The following is a 14,727-nucleotide window of genomic DNA, read 5'->3' as shown; positions in this document are numbered from 1 at the left end:
AGCGATGACGCTAGCAGGGCCCCTACGATGCTTCGGCAAGCTCGAGGCGGGTGTCGCCGTAGGTGCGCGACGGCCATACCTGCCAGCCGGGCGGCCACGTCAGCGGCGGTCCGCTCGCGGCGCGTTCCACCACGACAACGGTTCCCGGTCCGGCCCAACCCCGTTCGGTGAGCAGCGCCAGCACCGATTCCACCTCCGAGGCGGCGATGCCGTACGGCGGATCGGCCAGGACAAGGCCGGCCTGTCGCGGGGTGTCGGTGGCGAGTACCTCCGCGACGCTCCCGCGCCGCACCGTCGCCCCGGTGACACCGAGCGCGGCGATGTTGTCGGCGATGATCGCGGCGGCACGCCGGTCGGATTCGACGAACATCGCCGCAGCGGCGCCGCGCGAGAGCGCCTCCAACCCGAGCGCACCGGATCCGGCATACAGGTCGAGCACCGCGGCCTCGCTGAAATCGAGGCGCGCGGTGAGCACGTTGAACAACGACTCCCGCACCCGGTCGGTGGTGGGACGGGTGCCTCCGCCGGACCTGTGCCCAGATCTATTCTGGGGCACGGTGATTCGTCGACCGCCCAACGCGCCGGCGATGATGCGCGTCAGCTGACCACCACCAGTAGATCGCCGCCCTCGACCTGTGCCGTCTCCGAGACCGCCACCCGACTCACCTTGCCGGCCTTGGGCGCGGTGATGGCGGCCTCCATCTTCATCGCCTCGATCGTGGCGACCGTCTGGCCGGCCTGCACCTCGTCGTCGACGGCGACGCTGATGGTGACCACACCGGCGAAGGGCGCCGCGATGTGGTCGGGATCGGACTTGTCGGCCTTCTCTGCGGTGGGAATGTCGCTGGCGACGTTGCGGTCACGCACGAGAACCGGCCGCAGCTGGCCGTTGAGGATGCACATGACCGTGCGCATGCCGCGTTCGTCGGGATCGGAGATCGCCTCGAGCCCGATCAGCAGTTCGACACCCCGCTCCAACTGGACCCGGTGTTCCTCGCCGCTGCGCAGCCCGTAGAAGAACTGGTTCGCCGACAAACTCGACGTGTCGCCGAACTGCTCGCGGTGCGCCTCGAGTTCCCTTGTCGGACCGGGGAACAGCAAGCGGTTCAGTCCGGCCTGTCGCTTCGGGCCCGCCTGCGCGAGCACCGCTTCGTCCTCCTCGCTGAGCTCCTCCTGCGACTTCGCCGGTGCCCGGCCGGCCAGCGCCTTGGTGCGCAGTGGTTCGGGCCATCCGCCGGGCGGATCGCCGAGTTCGCCGCGCAGGAAGCCGATCACCGAGTCGGGAATGTCGAAACGGGCAGGGTCCGAGGCGAATTCGTCCGCACTGATGCCGGCCCCAAGAAGTGCGAGCGCGAGATCTCCCACCACCTTCGACGACGGCGTGACCTTCACCAGCCGTCCGAGCACCCGGTCCGCATCGGCGTAGTTGGCCTCGATCTCCTCGAAGCGGTCGCCGAATCCGAGGGCGATGGCCTGCTGGCGCAGGTTCGACAGCTGGCCGCCGGGGATCTCGTGGTGATAGACCCGACCTGTGGGAGAAGGAGGGCCAGACGCCACGACATCAAAGGGCGCGTACACCTTTCGCAGCGCCTCCCAGTACGGCTCGAGATCGCACACCGCCTGCAGCGACAGCCCGGTGTCGTATTCGGTGTGCGCCGTTGCGGCCACGATCGAGCTCAGGGCCGGTTGGCTGGTGGTGCCGGCCAACGGCGCCGCCGCCCCGTCGACCGCGCTCGCGCCGGCCTGCCACGCCGCCAGATACGTCGCCAACTGACCACCCGGCGTGTCATGGGTGTGCACGTGCACGGGCAGGTCGAACCGGCTGCGCAGCGCGCAGATCAGCGTGTGCGCGGCCTGGGGACGCAACAGCCCGGCCATGTCCTTGATCGCCAGCACGTGGGCGCCCGCGTCGACGATCTGCTCGGCGAGCTTGAGGTAGTAGTCCAGCGTGTAGAGGTTCTCGCCGGGGTCGGACAGGTCGCCGGTGTAGCTCATCGCGACTTCGGCGATGGCCGTGCCGGTTTCGCGGACGGCGTCGATCGCGGGGCGCATGGATTCGACGTTGTTGAGCGCGTCGAAGATCCGGAAGATGTCGATGCCCGTGGCCGTCGCCTCGGCGACGAACGCATCGGTGACGAGCTCCGGATACGGGGTATAGCCGACGGTGTTGCGCCCGCGCAGCAGCATCTGCAGGCAGATGTTGGGGATCGACTCGCGCAGCGCCGCCAGCCGCTCCCACGGATCTTCCTTCAGAAACCGAAGCGCCACATCGTAAGTCGCCCCACCCCAGCATTCGAGCGAGAGCAGCTGCGGCGTCATGCGTGCGATGTAGGGCGCCACCATCACAAGCCCGTTGGTGCGCAGGCGGGTGGCCAGCAGCGACTGATGGGCATCGCGGAACGTCGTGTCGGTCAGACCCAACGGTTTCGAGTCGCGAAGCCAGCGGGCGAACCCCTCGGGTCCGAGTTCGGTCAGCCGTTGCTTGCTGCCGTCGGGGGGTGGCGCGTCGATGTCGATGTCGGGCAGCTTGTCCTGCGGGTACACCGACGCGGTTCGCGGACCGTGCGGCTGGTTGACCGTCACGTCGGCGAGGTAATTGAGGATCTTGGTGCCGCGGTCGGCGGGCGTCCTGGCGGTCAGCAGATACGGGCGCTCGTCGATGAACGACGTGCTGATGCGGCCGGCGCGGAAATCCGGATCGTTGACCACCGCTTGCAGGAACGGGATGTTCGTCGACACCCCGCGGATGCGGAACTCGGCCAGCGCGCGGCGCGCCCGCGCCACCGCCGTGCCGAAGTCGCGCCCCCGACACGTCAGCTTCACCAGCATCGAGTCGAAGTGGGCGCCGATCTCCGCGCCCAGGTGGGTACCGCCGTCCAGCCGGATGCCCGCGCCGCCCGGCGTGCGGTATCCGGTGATGCGGCCGGTGTCGGGCCGGAATCCGTTGGCCGGATCCTCGGTGGTGATCCGGCACTGCATCGCAAAGCCACGCGGGCCCGGCAATGTCTCCTGGCTCAATCCGAGGCTGTCGAGGGTCTCACCGTCGGCGATGCGCAACTGGCTGGACACCAGGTCGACATCGGTGATCTCCTCGGTGACCGTGTGCTCGACCTGGATGCGCGGATTGCACTCGATGAATACGTAATGGCCGCGCTCGTCGAGCAGGAACTCGACGGTGCCCGCAAAGGTGTAGTCGATCTGCCGGGCGAACGCGACCGCGTCCGCGCAGATCCGTTGCCGCAGTTCGTCGGTCAGGCCCGGCGCGGGCGCCAGCTCGATGACCTTCTGATGCCTGCGCTGCACACTGCAGTCGCGCTCGAACAGGTGCATCACGTTGCCGTGGGTGTCGGCCAGGATCTGGACCTCGATGTGGCGCGGGTTGAGCACGGCCTGTTCGAGGTACAGCGTCGGATCGCCGAATGCCGACTCGGCTTCCCGCGCCGCGGCGTCGATCGCGTCGGCCAACGCGTCGATGCCGGCGACCCGCCGCATTCCTCGGCCGCCGCCACCGGACACGGCCTTGACGAACAACGGAAACGCCAGGCCCTCCGCGGCGGCCATCAACTCCTCGGCCGACGCCGACGGTGCCGAGGAGTTCAGCACCGGCAGGCCCGCAGAGCGGGCCGCCTCGATCGCCCGGGACTTGTTGCCCGTCAGCTCGAGCACATGGGCACTGGGCCCGACGAACGTGATTCCGGCATCCGCGCACGCCGCAGCCAATGCCGGATTCTCCGACAGGAAGCCGTATCCCGGATACACCGCGTCGGCGCCCGCATGCTCAGCGACCCGGATGATCTCGTCGACCGACAGGTACGCGCGCACGGGGTGGCCGGTCTCACCGATCTGGTAGGACTCGTCGGCCTTCAGCCGGTGCAGGCTGTTGCGGTCCTCGTAGGGGTAGACCGCGACGGTGTCGATCCCCATCTCGTAGGCGGCGCGGAATGCGCGGATCGCGATCTCGCCGCGATTGGCGACCAGGACTTTAGAGATCATGGGCGATCACGCACGTACTTTATCGTCCGACCGGATCAGATCAGTGTCGACCAGTAGCTCCAGAAGCGCACGAGGATCAGCAGCAGCAGGCCGGTGAACCACAACGCGACCAGAGACCACCGCCACGTGTGCAGCACCCGCGCAACGGCGTTTCCGCGTTGGGGCTGCAGGGCGACGGTCGCGACGACCACCAACAGCGGGATCGTCACCGCCCACACCACCATGCAGTACGGGCACAGCGCGCCGATGCGGTAGAGGCTCTGGAAGACGAGCCAGTGCACGAACACGGCGCCCAGCAGCGTGCCGACCGCCAGCCCGGCCCAGTACCAGCGCGGCAACTCGACCCTCGCCAGCGCCAGCACGCCGGTCACCACGACGACCGTGAACGAGATGACGCCGATCAGCGAGTTGGGGAATCCGAATGCGGACGCCTGCGGCGTGATCATCACCGAACCGCAGGACAGCACTGGATTGAAGCTGCAGGAGGGGATGTACTCCGGATCGATCAGCAGCTCGATCTTCTCGACGGTCAGCGCGACCGCGGCGGCCAGTCCCAGCACCCCCGCGATGAGGATCCAGACCGCGCCCGGACGCCCTACCGATGCACCCGTCGGCTCATCGGCCGCGGGCTCGGTCGGTGAGACGGCGCCGGGCGCGGCGAGCGTCACGGCCTCGCCGGCTGGGTCGGCTCGGCGTTGGGCGGCGGAGCCCCGGCGTCCAGTGCGGGCACGTCGCCGACGATCTTCTCGATCTCGGCGATCAACGCATCGGGTGTCGACGGCGAATAGTCCTCACCGTTGATCCGGATAGTCGGCGTCGAGTTGACGCCGCTCGCCTTGGGCAGGCCCTTGACCATGTCGTTGTAGCGACCACCGTTGATGCATGCCGGCACCTCGCCGGTCACACCCGCCTGGCGGGCGACCTCGATCAGCCGGGCGTTGTCGGGGAAGGGTCCCACACCCTCGGCGGGCTGCTGCGCGAAGAGCGCGCCGTGGAAACGCCGGAAGGCTTCGGTGTCGGCGTCGGCCACGCAGTAGCCGGCGTTGGCCGCGCGGGTCGAGTAACCCTGGCCCGCCCGGTCGAGGATCGACACCATGTTGTAGTCCACCGCGACCGCACCGCTGTCGATCAGTCGGTTGATCGTCGGGCCGAACTGCTTCTCGAAGTTCCCGCACGCCGGGCAGAGGAAGTCCTCGTAGAGCGACAGCACCGCTTTGGGCTCGGACGTGCCCTCCTTGGTCATCACGTTGCTCGACGCGACGCGGACCGCCCGGGTCTCGCCCTCGCCGGGTTTGTCCTCTTTGGTCATCACGATGTAGAACACCAGCGCGACGGCGAAGATCGCGACGACGGCGGTCAGGCCGATCTGCACGGCCAGGTTGCGCTTGCGGTCGGCCGCCTTCAGGTCGTAGCGCGGGGTCTTCTTCGGTTTCGTGGCCACGCAGGTAAGAGTACCGGCGCGATTTCCCCACCCGGTCAGCCGCGGGCCAGATGGGCCCTCAGCGCCGAGATCACCTCGGCCATCGCGGTGGCGCTGTCCCCGCCGAACGGGAAGAAGTTCGCGAAGCCGTGGATCAACGACCCGAATTCGCGGTGATCGACCCGCACCCCGGCCGCCCGCATGGCCTCGGCGTACTGCCTGCCTTCGTCGCGCAGCGGGTCGAAACCGGCGGTGATGATCAGCGCCGGAGACAGGCCGGACAGATCCGTCGGCGAGCAGCGGTGAGACCCGTGGGTCGCCGGAATCGACCCCGCCGCTGAGGTACTTGTCGCGGAACCAGTCGATGTCGTCGCGGGTGAGGAAGTACCCCTCGGAGAACAGCACCTGCGACTTGGTCGTGTCGCGGTAGTTGACGACCGGATACAGCAGGAACTGCAAAGCGGGCTGCGGTCCGTCCGTGCGGGCGCGGTGTGCGATCAGCGTGGCCTGGTTACCACCGGCGCTGTCACCGCCGACGGCGACGCGCTCGGGATCGGCGCCCAGTTCGGCGGCGTGCTCGCGCGCCCAGCGGAAGGCGGCGTAGGCGTCGTCGGTACCCGCGGGAGCGGGATGTTCGGGCGCCAGACGGTAGTCGACCGACAGCACGTGCATGTGGCCGCGTTGGCAGATCTCGCGGCAGAGGTCGTCGTGGGTGTCGATGCTGCCGATGACTTGGCCGCCGCCGTGGAAGAAGACCAGCAGGGCTCCTTCGTCGTCGACGGGCCGATAGTGCCGCGCGCGAATCTCCCCCGCAGGCCCGGGGATCGAGAGCTCGGTCGCCGACGCGACGGGAATGTTCTGCTTGAACCCGGCGGCCAGCGTTTCGAGTTGCCCGCGGGCGGCGGCCACGTCGTCGGCGTTGACCAGACCGTCGATCCCGGTGAGCTTCTGCCCGGCGAGCATCAACTGCAGCGTCGTGTCCAACGTGTTGCCGTCAACACTGACCGTGCGGCCACCGAGCAAGAGGCGCTTGACGGTTTCGGGGATACGCGGAAGCGTGCGGAGGGTGACGCCCGCCGCGGCGTTGACCAGGTTCTCCTTGCGGCTCGGACGCCACTGGTCATGGGCTGGCAGACTTCGCGTCATGGCTTCTCCCTCGATTCCCTCGATCACGTTGAACGACGGTAATTCGATACCTCAGGTTGGGCTCGGAGTTTGGCAGACCCCGCGAGAGGACACCGAACGCGCGGTCGCGACCGCCCTCGAGGCGGGCTATCGCCACATCGACACCGCCGCCGCGTACCAGAACGAACGCGAGGTCGGCGTGGCGCTCGAGAAGTCGGGTCTGCCGCGCGATCACGTGTTCATCACAACCAAGCTGTGGAACTCCGACCAGGGTTACGACAGCACGCTGAGTGCCTTCGACAAGAGCATGGGCCGATTGGGGCTCGACTACCTGGATCTGTACCTCATTCACTGGCCGATGCCGGCCAAGGGCGCGTTCGTCGAGACGTTCAAGGCGTTTGCGCATCTGCGTGAGCAGGGCCGCATCCGGTCGATCGGGGTGAGCAACTTCGAACCCGAACACCTGCGGGAACTCGTCGACGCAATCGGGATCGTGCCCGCGGTCAACCAGATCGAACTGCACCCGCTGCTGCAGCAGGAAGAACTGCGCGAGATGCACGCGCAGCTGGGCATCGCCACCGAGGCGTGGAGCCCGCTCGGTCAGGGGTCACTGCTGTCGAACGAGACCGTCAGCTCGGTCGCCGAGGCGCACGGAAAGACGCCGGCCCAGGTGTTGATTAGGTGGCATATGCAGCTCGGCAATATAGTCATCCCGAAGTCGGTGACCCCCGAAAGAATCGTGAGCAACTTCAACGTGTTCGATTTCGAGCTGAGCGAGCAGGACATGGCGTCCGTCTCGGCGCTCGGCGACGGCACTCGGTTGGGTCCCGATCCGCGAACATTCGAATTCACGGGGTAGGTGAAATGACCGAATCGCCGGGCAATACGGCTGCGGTTCCGACCGTCACGCTCAACGACAACCACACGATGCCGGTGTTCGGTCTCGGCGTCGGCGAGCTGTCGGACTCAGAGACCGAGGAGGCGGTACTCGCGGCCTTGTCCGCCGGATACCGGCTGATCGACACCGCCGCGGCGTACGGCAACGAAGAAGCGGTCGGACGGGCCATCAAGGCGTCCGGGGTTCCTCGTGACGAGATTTTCGTCACCACCAAGCTCGCCACTTCCGATCTCGGCTTCCAGTCGTCGCAGGACGCGCTCAAGGCGAGCCTCGAGCGGCTCGGGCTCGATTACGTCGACCTCTACCTGATTCACTGGCCGGCCGGTGAGCAGGGCAAGTACGTCGACAGCTGGGGCGGGTTGATGAAACGCAAGGAGGTCGGCGACGCCAAGTCGATCGGGGTGGCCAACTTCCACGCCGAGCACCTGTCCGACGTCATCGACCTGTCGTTCTTCACCCCGGCGGTCAACCAGATCGAGGTGCACCCGCTGCTCAACCAGGCTGAGCTGCGTGAGGTCAACGCCGGTTACGGCATCGTCACCCAGGCCTACGGTCCGCTCGGCGTCGGCCGCCTGCTCGACAACGAAACCGTGACGTCGGTGGCGCAGGCGCACGGAAAGACTCCCGCGCAGGTGTTGATCCGGTGGAGCCTGCAACTCGGCAACGCGGTCGTCGCCCGATCGTCGAAACCGGAGCGACTCGCCTCCAACCTCGAGGTGTTCGATTTCGAGCTCACCGACGACGAGATGACCACGCTCAACGGCCTCGACGAGGGCACGCGCTTCCGTCCGGACCCCGAAACCTACACCGGCACCTAGCCTTTCGAAGCGCGGTCAGCCGGTCGGGCAGGTGGCGGCGGCATCGCGCAGGACGGTGGCCGACGGTGCGTCGACCGGCAGCCGGTATCCGCGTAGCACCGCGATGAACTGCATCGCGTACTGGCAGTGAAACGCCGTATTCGGCGGCATCCAGGTCGCGGGCTCCTGGTCACCTTTGTCCTGGTTGGCGTTTCCGGACACGGCGATCAGGTTGGCGGGATCGTTGGCGAACCGCACCCGCATGTCCTCGGGCCAGCCGCGCGCGCCGAGGTCCCAGGCGAGTGCAAGCGGGACGATGTGGTCGATCTGCACCGCCGCCCCCGTCTTCTCGCCGCGGGTGAAGGCGACGACGGCGTTGGTGTACGGATCGTGCAGGACTCCCGTCGCAACGGCGTTGGGGCAGCGCTTGATCGACACGAACGTCTTGTCGTCGAGATCGCGGTTGAGGATGTCGTTGCGGGTGTCGCAGCCGTTGTGTCCGCCCGGGGCCGAGTTGTCGTCGGTCCAGCTCTCCCCGAAAGCCGCTCGGCGGTAGTCGTATCCGCGGATCCGCAGCGGTATGACGGCAACGCCCGCGAGAACGTCGGCGCCGGGCGCCACGGTCGGGATGTCGGCGCGCGCGATGAACTGTGCCCGGTTCCCCGCCGAGTTGACCGCCTGCACGGCGACGATCACCGCGAGCGCGACGATCGCGGTCAGCCACAGCAGATGCCCCCGCTTCATGATTTGTCCAGGAAGTCGACGCGGTCATCGCTGACGAACGGGGCCGCCAGCGCCGCCATACCTGGGTGGTCGGGAGCTTTCTCGTACAGCCGTGCGCAGAAGTCGCGGGCCGTCACGATGATGTCGAGGTGCTCCTGTAGCGACAGGAACCGCAGCGTCATCGCGCGGCCGGATTGGTTGACGCCCAATACATCTCCTTCCTGCCGCTCGGAGAGGTCCAGGTCGGCGAGCTTGAAGCCGTCCAATGTCGATGCGACGGCGGTCAGGCGGGCCCCGGCCTTGGAGCCCTGCGGGAGTTTGGTGACGAGCAGGCACAGGCTCGGATGCTTCCCACGGCCGATCCGCCCGCGCAACTGGTGCAGCTGACTGATGCCGAACCGGTCGGCGTCCATCACGACCATCACCGTCGCATTCGGCACGTCGACGCCGACTTCGATGACCGTCGTGCACACCAGCACATCGATGTCACCCGCGCGGTAAGCGGTCATCACGGCGTCCTTCTCGTCGGCGGGCAACCTGCCGTGCATGAGGCCGAGCCGGAGGCCGGCGAGCGGGCCGCTGCTCAGCCGCGCGAACAACTCGACGACCGTGATCGGCGGTGGACCGCCCTCCTTGTCGTTGGCCGACTTGTCGTTTTCGTCGATCCGCGAGGCCACCACGTACGCCTGCCTGCCTTGGCTCACCTCTTCGGTGATGCGCTGCCAGACGCGATCCAGCCATCGTGGGTGCTCGTTGAGGAAGACGGTGTTGGTGGTGATCGGTTGCCTGCCCCGCGGCAGCTCACGCAGCGTCGAGGTCTCGAGGTCACCGTAATGGGTCAGGGCGACGGTGCGCGGGATCGGCGTGGCCGTCATCACCAACAGATGCGGGGTGAGGCCCGCAGGGGCCTTGCCGCGCAACCGATCCCGTTGCTCCACGCCGAACCGGTGCTGCTCGTCGACGACCACCATGCCGAGGCGGTGGAACTCGACGGCGTCCTGAAGCAAGGCGTGCGTGCCGATGACGATGCCCGCCTCGCCGCCGGCGACCTCGTCGCGCACCGCGCGTTTCTGTTGCGCCGTCATCGACCCGGTCAGCAGCGCGATGCGGGTGGCGCCGTCCACACCACCGAGTTGACCTGCCATCGCCAACGGGCCGAGAACGGCACGGATGGAGCGGGCATGTTGTGCGGCAAGGACTTCGGTCGGCGCGAGCAGTGCGCACTGATAGCCCGCGTCGACCACCTGCAGCATCGCCAGCACCGAGACGATCGTCTTACCCGATCCGACCTCGCCCTGCAGCATGCGGTTCATCGGTCGGGTGCTTGCCAGTTCGCCCGAGATGACGTCGAGCACGTCCTTTTGGCCGTCGGTCAATTCGAACGGCAACTGGCCGCGCATGGCGGCGACCAGCCCGTCGTCGCGCCGCGCGGCGGCAGGACCGGACTCGCTGCGCTCACCGTGGCGTCGGTCGACCAGCGCCCACTGCAGACCGATGGCCTCGTCATACGTCAGCCTCTGCTGCGCGCGCTCGCGCTCGAGCTTGTTCTCCGCGATATGGACGGCACGCAGCGCCTGATCCTCGGTGACCAAAAGATGTTGTCGCAGAAAGGTTTCCGGCAGCGGTTCGGGGACCGGATCCAACACGTCGAGCACCTGACGCACACAGGCGTAGATCTCCCATGTCTGCACCTTGGCGCTCGCCGGGTAGATCGGAAAGAACTCACGCTCGAACGCCGCAAGTAGCTCGTTGCCGGTCGCTCCCGATGTCGACGCGATCGTCTTGAGCGACTTCGTCCCGAAGGTCTTGCCGCGCGGTGACTCCAGTACGAGAAACGCCGGGTGCGTCAACTGCAACGTGCCGCGGAAGTACTTGACCTCTCCCGAGAGCATCAGCCGCGTTCCTTCGGTCAGACCGTCCATCATCCAGTCCGCGTTGAAAAACGTCGCAGTGACCGTGCGCCCTCGACGACCGAGCGTGACGCGCAACCATTTGCGCTGCCTCATCTTCTTGGTCTTCTTGTCGAACTGCGGCTTCATATCACCGGTTCGGGTTTCGGTGATTGTGTCGACGAACGTGACGTGCTCGCCCTCTTCGAGCTCCTCGCCTTCATCGAGCACGGTCATCCCGTCGCTGTATTTGCGGGGATAGTGGCGCAGCAGATCGTCGACCGTGTGGATGCCGAAGTGCTCGGCGAGCGGGTCGGCGGACTTCTTGCCGATCACGAAGTCGAGACGGTCGGACAGCGTCGCCACGGCTACTCGACCCCGATCAGCAGCGCGTCACCCCGGTGGCCGGTGTGGTAGGCGACCAGTTCGGCACCGAGGTGCCGCGCGTGCACGTGCTCCCCGAGTGCGGCGGCGACACCCTCGTCGACCCCTGCGCCGGTGAGGACGGTCACGAGTTCACCCCCGGCGGCCAGCAGCAGATCGATCAGCCCCGCTCCCGCCGCGACCAGGTCGTCACCGACGATCAACACCTCGTCCCCGGAGATACCCAGGCCGTCGCCCGGCTTGCACATCCCGGCCCAGGTGAGCGCTTCCTCGGTGGCGATCCGCACCGATCCGTGCCGCGCGCCCGCGGCGGCCCTGGCCATGGTGTATCCGTCGTCGACGGCCTGGCGTGAGTCGTCGTGCACCGCCAGCGCCGCCAGCCCCTGCACCATGGAAGCCGCGGGCACCGGAACCACGTCGATGCCCCAGCCCATGGCGGCCGTGCATCCGGCGACCAGTTCCTCGGCCGCGACATATCCGTTCGGCAGGATCATCGCCTGCCCCGCGTCGGCGTTGACCAGCGCGTGCAGCAGCTGCTGGGCGCTCACCGGCGCGTCCTCGGAGAGTCGCAACACATGGGCGCCCTCGGCCGCGAACAACTCCTCGGCGCCCTGCCCGTCGACGACGGCGAGCACCGCCCGTCCGTTCGACCATCCGCCCACGGGGCGCGCGCCGCCGGTTCCGGTCAACGCGGTGATCTGGATGCGGCTGGCCGTGCCCACCGCGAGGCCGGCCTCGACGGCGGCGCCGGCGTCGTCGGCATGCACGTGCACCGAGTAATGGCCACTGCCGTCCGAGGGCGCGGCGATGGCCACCGACTCACCAAGCGCGTCGAGGTCGTTGCGGAGTCTGTCCACCCCTGCCCGATCGCATCCGGTCAGCAGGTACATCACCTCGAACTGCGGAGCCGTGACGACGCGGGTGGCACCGGTGTCGGAGTGCGGTGGCGGCGCCGGAACGTAGTGCCCCCTTCGCGGAGCGCTGTCGGTCAGCGTCGTGCTCATCGCGTCCAGCAGTACCAGCAAGCCGCGGCCTCCGGCGTCCACCACGCCCGCGCGGGCCAGCACGTCGAGTTGACCGGTGGTCTGGTCCAGCGATTGCGCCGCGGCATCCGCGGCCTCACACACGACGTCGGCCAGTTCGGCGCCGCCGGCCGAGGCGCGCTCTGCGGCCTCGGCCGCGTCCTGGAGCACGGTGACGATGGTGCCCGGCACGGCCTCGCCCATCGCTCGTATCACCAGCACCACGGCGTGTCGAAGCGCCGCGGCGAGCAGCGGCCCGTCCACCCGGTCAAGACCGCCGCCCAGGTCCGCCGAGGCTTCCGCGGTGACCTCGGCCAAGGCGCGCAGTATCTGGGACAAAATCACGCCGGAATTGCCCCGCGCCCCGTGGATGGCCCCCCGCGCCAGCGCCGCCGCGACTTCGGCGACGTCGTGGGTGCCGGCCAACGCGTCGGCCTGCGCCCACGCCGAACGCATGGTGAACAGCATGTTCGTGCCGGTGTCGGCGTCGGCGACGGGAAACACGTTGAGCCGGTTGATCTCGTCGGTATGGGTGATGAGGTCGCCGACCGCGGTGTGCGACCACTTCTGCAGGGTGGAGGCATCGAGCAGTCGAGCCGACATGCTTAACCTCCACAGAATGTGACACCCCGCGCACCCCGCCGTGCCGGTCAGCCTAGCGATTGGAAACGACAGCCCCGGCGAAACGTTCCCGCCGGTCGGTAAGCTCATCGGGGCTCCCAGCAGTGATCGGACGGTATTTTGGCGTTCGCTGCTGCTGCCGGTATCCTGGTCAGGTTGTCGGGTCGAGCCGCGCCGGTCGCGGTGCCGCGACCCGGACCCCCACGTGACAATCTGAGGAGTTCTGCATATGGCTGCCGTGTGCGATATCTGCGGGAAGGGACCCGGCTTCGGCAAGTCGGTCTCACACTCCCATCGCCGGACCAGCCGTCGCTGGGATCCCAACATCCAGACCGTGCGCGCCGTGACCCGTCCCGGGGGCAATAGGCAGCGCATGAATGTGTGCACCTCGTGCATCAAGGCCGGCAAGGTCGCGCGCGGCTGACCAGCGTGCGGTTGCCTCGGCCATCGACCGGGTAGCCCGTGCCGTATGACCTTTCGTGCAGCTGCAAGACCCACCCTGATCGCGCTGGCGTCCGGATGCGCGCTGGCCGTGTTGACCGCGTGCGGCGGGGACACCGCCGACGACGAGACCACCACCACCACGCCGACGACGTCGGCCACCACGTCGGTGGAAGTGACGGTGGAGACGAGCGCGCCCGAGACCACCACACCGGCGCCGGAACTATCGCCCACCCCCACCGAGGGTGAGGGCACCGTCGAGGTCCCGGTGCCCGACGTCCCCTCACCGCCGGCGATTCCGTCTCCTCCGCCGATTCCCTCCCCGCCGCCGATTCCCGGTGTCGGATAGCCCTAGGGAAGCCGCCAGTCGATCGGCTCGGCACCCATCTTCTCGAGCAGTTCGTTCGCGCGGCTGAACGGTCGCGAGCCGAAGAAGCCACGCGACGCCGACAGCGGTGACGGGTGCGGAGACTCGATCGCGACGCAGTCGGCACCGTCCAGCATCGGTTTCAGCGTCGAGGCGTCGCGACCCCACAGCACCGCGACCAACGGCTGCCTGCGTGCAACCAGCGCGCGAATCGCGCACTCGGTCACCGCTTCCCAGCCCTTACCGCGGTGCGACGCCGGGTTGCCCGGGCGAACGGTGAGCACCCTGTTGAGCAGCATCACCCCGCGCTCGGCCCACGGTGTCAGGTCACCGGTGGCCGGGGCGGGATAGCCGAGGTCGCTTGTGTACTCCTTGAAAATGTTCTCCAAGCTGCGCGGCAGCGGCCGCACCTCGGGAGCCACCGAGAAGCTCAGACCGACGGCGTGACCGGGCGTCGGATAAGGGTCCTGCCCGACGATCAGCACCCGCACCCTGTCCATCGGAAAGGTGAACGCACGCAACACATTTCGGCCCGCAGGCAGGTATCCGCTTCCGGCGGCCAGTTCTGCGCGCAGGAACTCCCCCATCTGCGCGACCCGACCGGCGACCGGTTCCAGAGCCGTGGCCCAGCCTTTCTCCACGAGTTCGGGAAGCGGCCGCGCCGTCACGCCAGCCCCTCGATCAACATCACCAGTGAATCGGCGCCGGCCCTGCGATCCTCCGAGATTTCCTGATATTCCGGCGAGTTCGCCCAGGCACGAAAAGCTGCCTCATCGGGAAAGGACATCAACACGACCTTCTCGCGGTCCGACTCGCCCTCCAGGATCTGCGGCGACTCGTCGGCCGCGAGCAGCCTGCCCGCATATCGGTCGAAGACCTCCAGGAACCGGGCTTGATAGCGGTCGTAGGCCGCACGGTCCGTGAACTTCAGCTGGGCGATGGCGTACACGGTCACAAGTCGACACCCTAACTAGGGCGTGTCTGACAAATGGGGTAGCCAGAGGGTGATGGCGCGTAGGACTGCTGCGCCGCGGTAGACGATGGCGA

The 14,727-nt window shown here is 67.8% G+C and carries 13 protein-coding genes and 1 pseudogene; 4 read left to right on the top strand and 10 right to left on the bottom strand.

Annotation, left to right across the window (positions count from 1 at the left end):
• Positions 1 to 22: 22 nt before the first annotated feature.
• The 5 genes and pseudogenes from rsmD to AU193_RS10740 form a co-directional block, all read right to left on the bottom strand.
• A complete protein-coding gene (rsmD, locus tag AU193_RS10760) occupies positions 23 to 601 on the bottom strand; it encodes a 16S rRNA (guanine(966)-N(2))-methyltransferase RsmD (protein WP_082682930.1) in 579 nt (192 codons plus the stop codon).
• Complete coding sequence (locus AU193_RS10755) at positions 598 to 3,993, bottom strand: pyruvate carboxylase (protein ID WP_064422374.1); 3,396 nt, start codon at positions 3,991 to 3,993, stop codon at positions 598 to 600. Before AU193_RS10755 ends, rsmD begins: the two co-directional genes overlap by 4 nt.
• Before the next feature lie 35 nt (positions 3,994 to 4,028).
• On the bottom strand, positions 4,029 to 4,661 hold the full coding sequence (locus tag AU193_RS10750; RefSeq protein ID WP_064422373.1) for a vitamin K epoxide reductase family protein: 633 nt from the start codon (positions 4,659 to 4,661) through the stop codon (positions 4,029 to 4,031).
• Positions 4,658 to 5,434 carry a thioredoxin domain-containing protein gene (locus AU193_RS10745; protein WP_064422372.1) on the bottom strand — a complete coding sequence of 259 codons (777 nt, stop codon included), beginning with the start codon at positions 5,432 to 5,434 and terminating at the stop codon, positions 4,658 to 4,660. Before AU193_RS10745 ends, AU193_RS10750 begins: the two co-directional genes overlap by 4 nt.
• Positions 5,435 to 5,469: 35 nt before the next feature.
• Positions 5,470 to 6,559 (bottom strand): annotated as a pseudogene (locus AU193_RS10740) (alpha/beta hydrolase).
• Between AU193_RS10740 and AU193_RS10735 the strand changes: the two are divergent.
• Together AU193_RS10735 and AU193_RS10730 are read left to right on the top strand one after the other, a co-directional pair.
• Positions 6,558 to 7,397 carry an aldo/keto reductase gene (locus tag AU193_RS10735; protein ID WP_064422371.1) on the top strand — a complete coding sequence of 280 codons (840 nt, stop codon included), beginning with the start codon at positions 6,558 to 6,560 and terminating at the stop codon, positions 7,395 to 7,397. The pseudogene AU193_RS10740 and the gene AU193_RS10735 sit on opposite strands and share 2 nt — an antisense overlap.
• A gap of 5 nt (positions 7,398 to 7,402) precedes the next feature.
• Complete coding sequence (locus AU193_RS10730) at positions 7,403 to 8,254, top strand: aldo/keto reductase (protein ID WP_064422370.1); 852 nt, start codon at positions 7,403 to 7,405, stop codon at positions 8,252 to 8,254.
• A 15-nt stretch (positions 8,255 to 8,269) separates the two neighbouring features.
• On the opposite strand, the gene AU193_RS10725 is transcribed toward AU193_RS10730, so the two are convergent.
• From AU193_RS10725 to AU193_RS10715, 3 genes are read right to left on the bottom strand one after another with little or no spacing between them, the layout of a single operon-like run.
• On the bottom strand, positions 8,270 to 8,977 hold the full coding sequence (locus AU193_RS10725; RefSeq protein WP_064422369.1) for an HNH endonuclease family protein: 708 nt from the start codon (positions 8,975 to 8,977) through the stop codon (positions 8,270 to 8,272).
• Positions 8,974 to 11,211 (bottom strand): ATP-dependent DNA helicase RecG, encoded by a 2,238-nt coding sequence (recG, locus tag AU193_RS10720; protein ID WP_064422368.1) that lies wholly within the window; start codon positions 11,209 to 11,211, stop codon positions 8,974 to 8,976. The genes AU193_RS10725 and recG overlap by 4 nt, the downstream gene beginning before the upstream one ends.
• A 2-nt stretch (positions 11,212 to 11,213) precedes the next feature.
• Positions 11,214 to 12,854: a DAK2 domain-containing protein gene (locus AU193_RS10715; RefSeq protein WP_064422367.1), complete on the bottom strand. Its 1,641-nt coding sequence runs from the start codon at positions 12,852 to 12,854 to the stop codon at positions 11,214 to 11,216.
• A 247-nt stretch (positions 12,855 to 13,101) separates the two neighbouring features.
• On the opposite strand from AU193_RS10715, the gene rpmB reads away from it, so the two are divergent.
• Positions 13,102 to 13,296 (top strand): 50S ribosomal protein L28, encoded by a 195-nt coding sequence (gene rpmB / locus AU193_RS22820; RefSeq protein ID WP_082682929.1) that lies wholly within the window; start codon positions 13,102 to 13,104, stop codon positions 13,294 to 13,296.
• A gap of 45 nt (positions 13,297 to 13,341) precedes the next feature.
• Entirely contained in the window at positions 13,342 to 13,662 is a 321-nt protein-coding gene (locus AU193_RS10710; RefSeq protein WP_064422366.1) for a hypothetical protein, read from the top strand.
• Positions 13,663 to 13,664: 2 nt separating this feature from the next.
• On the opposite strand, the gene AU193_RS10705 is transcribed toward AU193_RS10710, so the two are convergent.
• Both AU193_RS10705 and AU193_RS10700 read right to left on the bottom strand, forming a co-directional pair.
• A complete protein-coding gene (locus AU193_RS10705) occupies positions 13,665 to 14,348 on the bottom strand; it encodes a uracil-DNA glycosylase (protein ID WP_064422365.1) in 684 nt (227 codons plus the stop codon).
• Entirely contained in the window at positions 14,345 to 14,635 is a 291-nt protein-coding gene (locus AU193_RS10700; RefSeq protein WP_064422364.1) for a DUF1330 domain-containing protein, read from the bottom strand. Before AU193_RS10700 ends, AU193_RS10705 begins: the two co-directional genes overlap by 4 nt.
• Positions 14,636 to 14,727: the final 92 nt, after the last annotated feature.

Source organism: Mycobacterium sp. GA-1285 (assembly GCF_001499905.1).
Classification (GTDB): Bacteria; Actinomycetota; Actinomycetes; order Mycobacteriales; family Mycobacteriaceae; genus Mycobacterium.
The sequence above is the reverse complement of the archived record's forward strand: the minus strand, read 5'-3'. Positions and strand labels throughout refer to the sequence as shown.

Bases quoted from the DNA above. Each gene is read 5' to 3' on its own strand.
- AU193_RS10755 (WP_064422374.1), bottom strand. From the start codon at position 3,993: ATGATCTCTAAAGTCCTGGTCGCCAATCGCGGCGAGATCGCGATCCGC.
- rpmB (WP_082682929.1), top strand. From the start codon at position 13,102: ATGGCTGCCGTGTGCGATATCTGCGGGAAGGGACCCGGCTTCGGCAAG.
- AU193_RS10715 (WP_064422367.1), bottom strand. From the start codon at position 12,854: ATGTCGGCTCGACTGCTCGATGCCTCCACCCTGCAGAAGTGGTCGCAC.
- AU193_RS10710 (WP_064422366.1), top strand. From the start codon at position 13,342: ATGACCTTTCGTGCAGCTGCAAGACCCACCCTGATCGCGCTGGCGTCC.
- AU193_RS10730 (WP_064422370.1), top strand. From the start codon at position 7,403: ATGACCGAATCGCCGGGCAATACGGCTGCGGTTCCGACCGTCACGCTC.
- AU193_RS10725 (WP_064422369.1), bottom strand. From the start codon at position 8,977: ATGAAGCGGGGGCATCTGCTGTGGCTGACCGCGATCGTCGCGCTCGCG.
- AU193_RS10735 (WP_064422371.1), top strand. From the start codon at position 6,558: ATGGCTTCTCCCTCGATTCCCTCGATCACGTTGAACGACGGTAATTCG.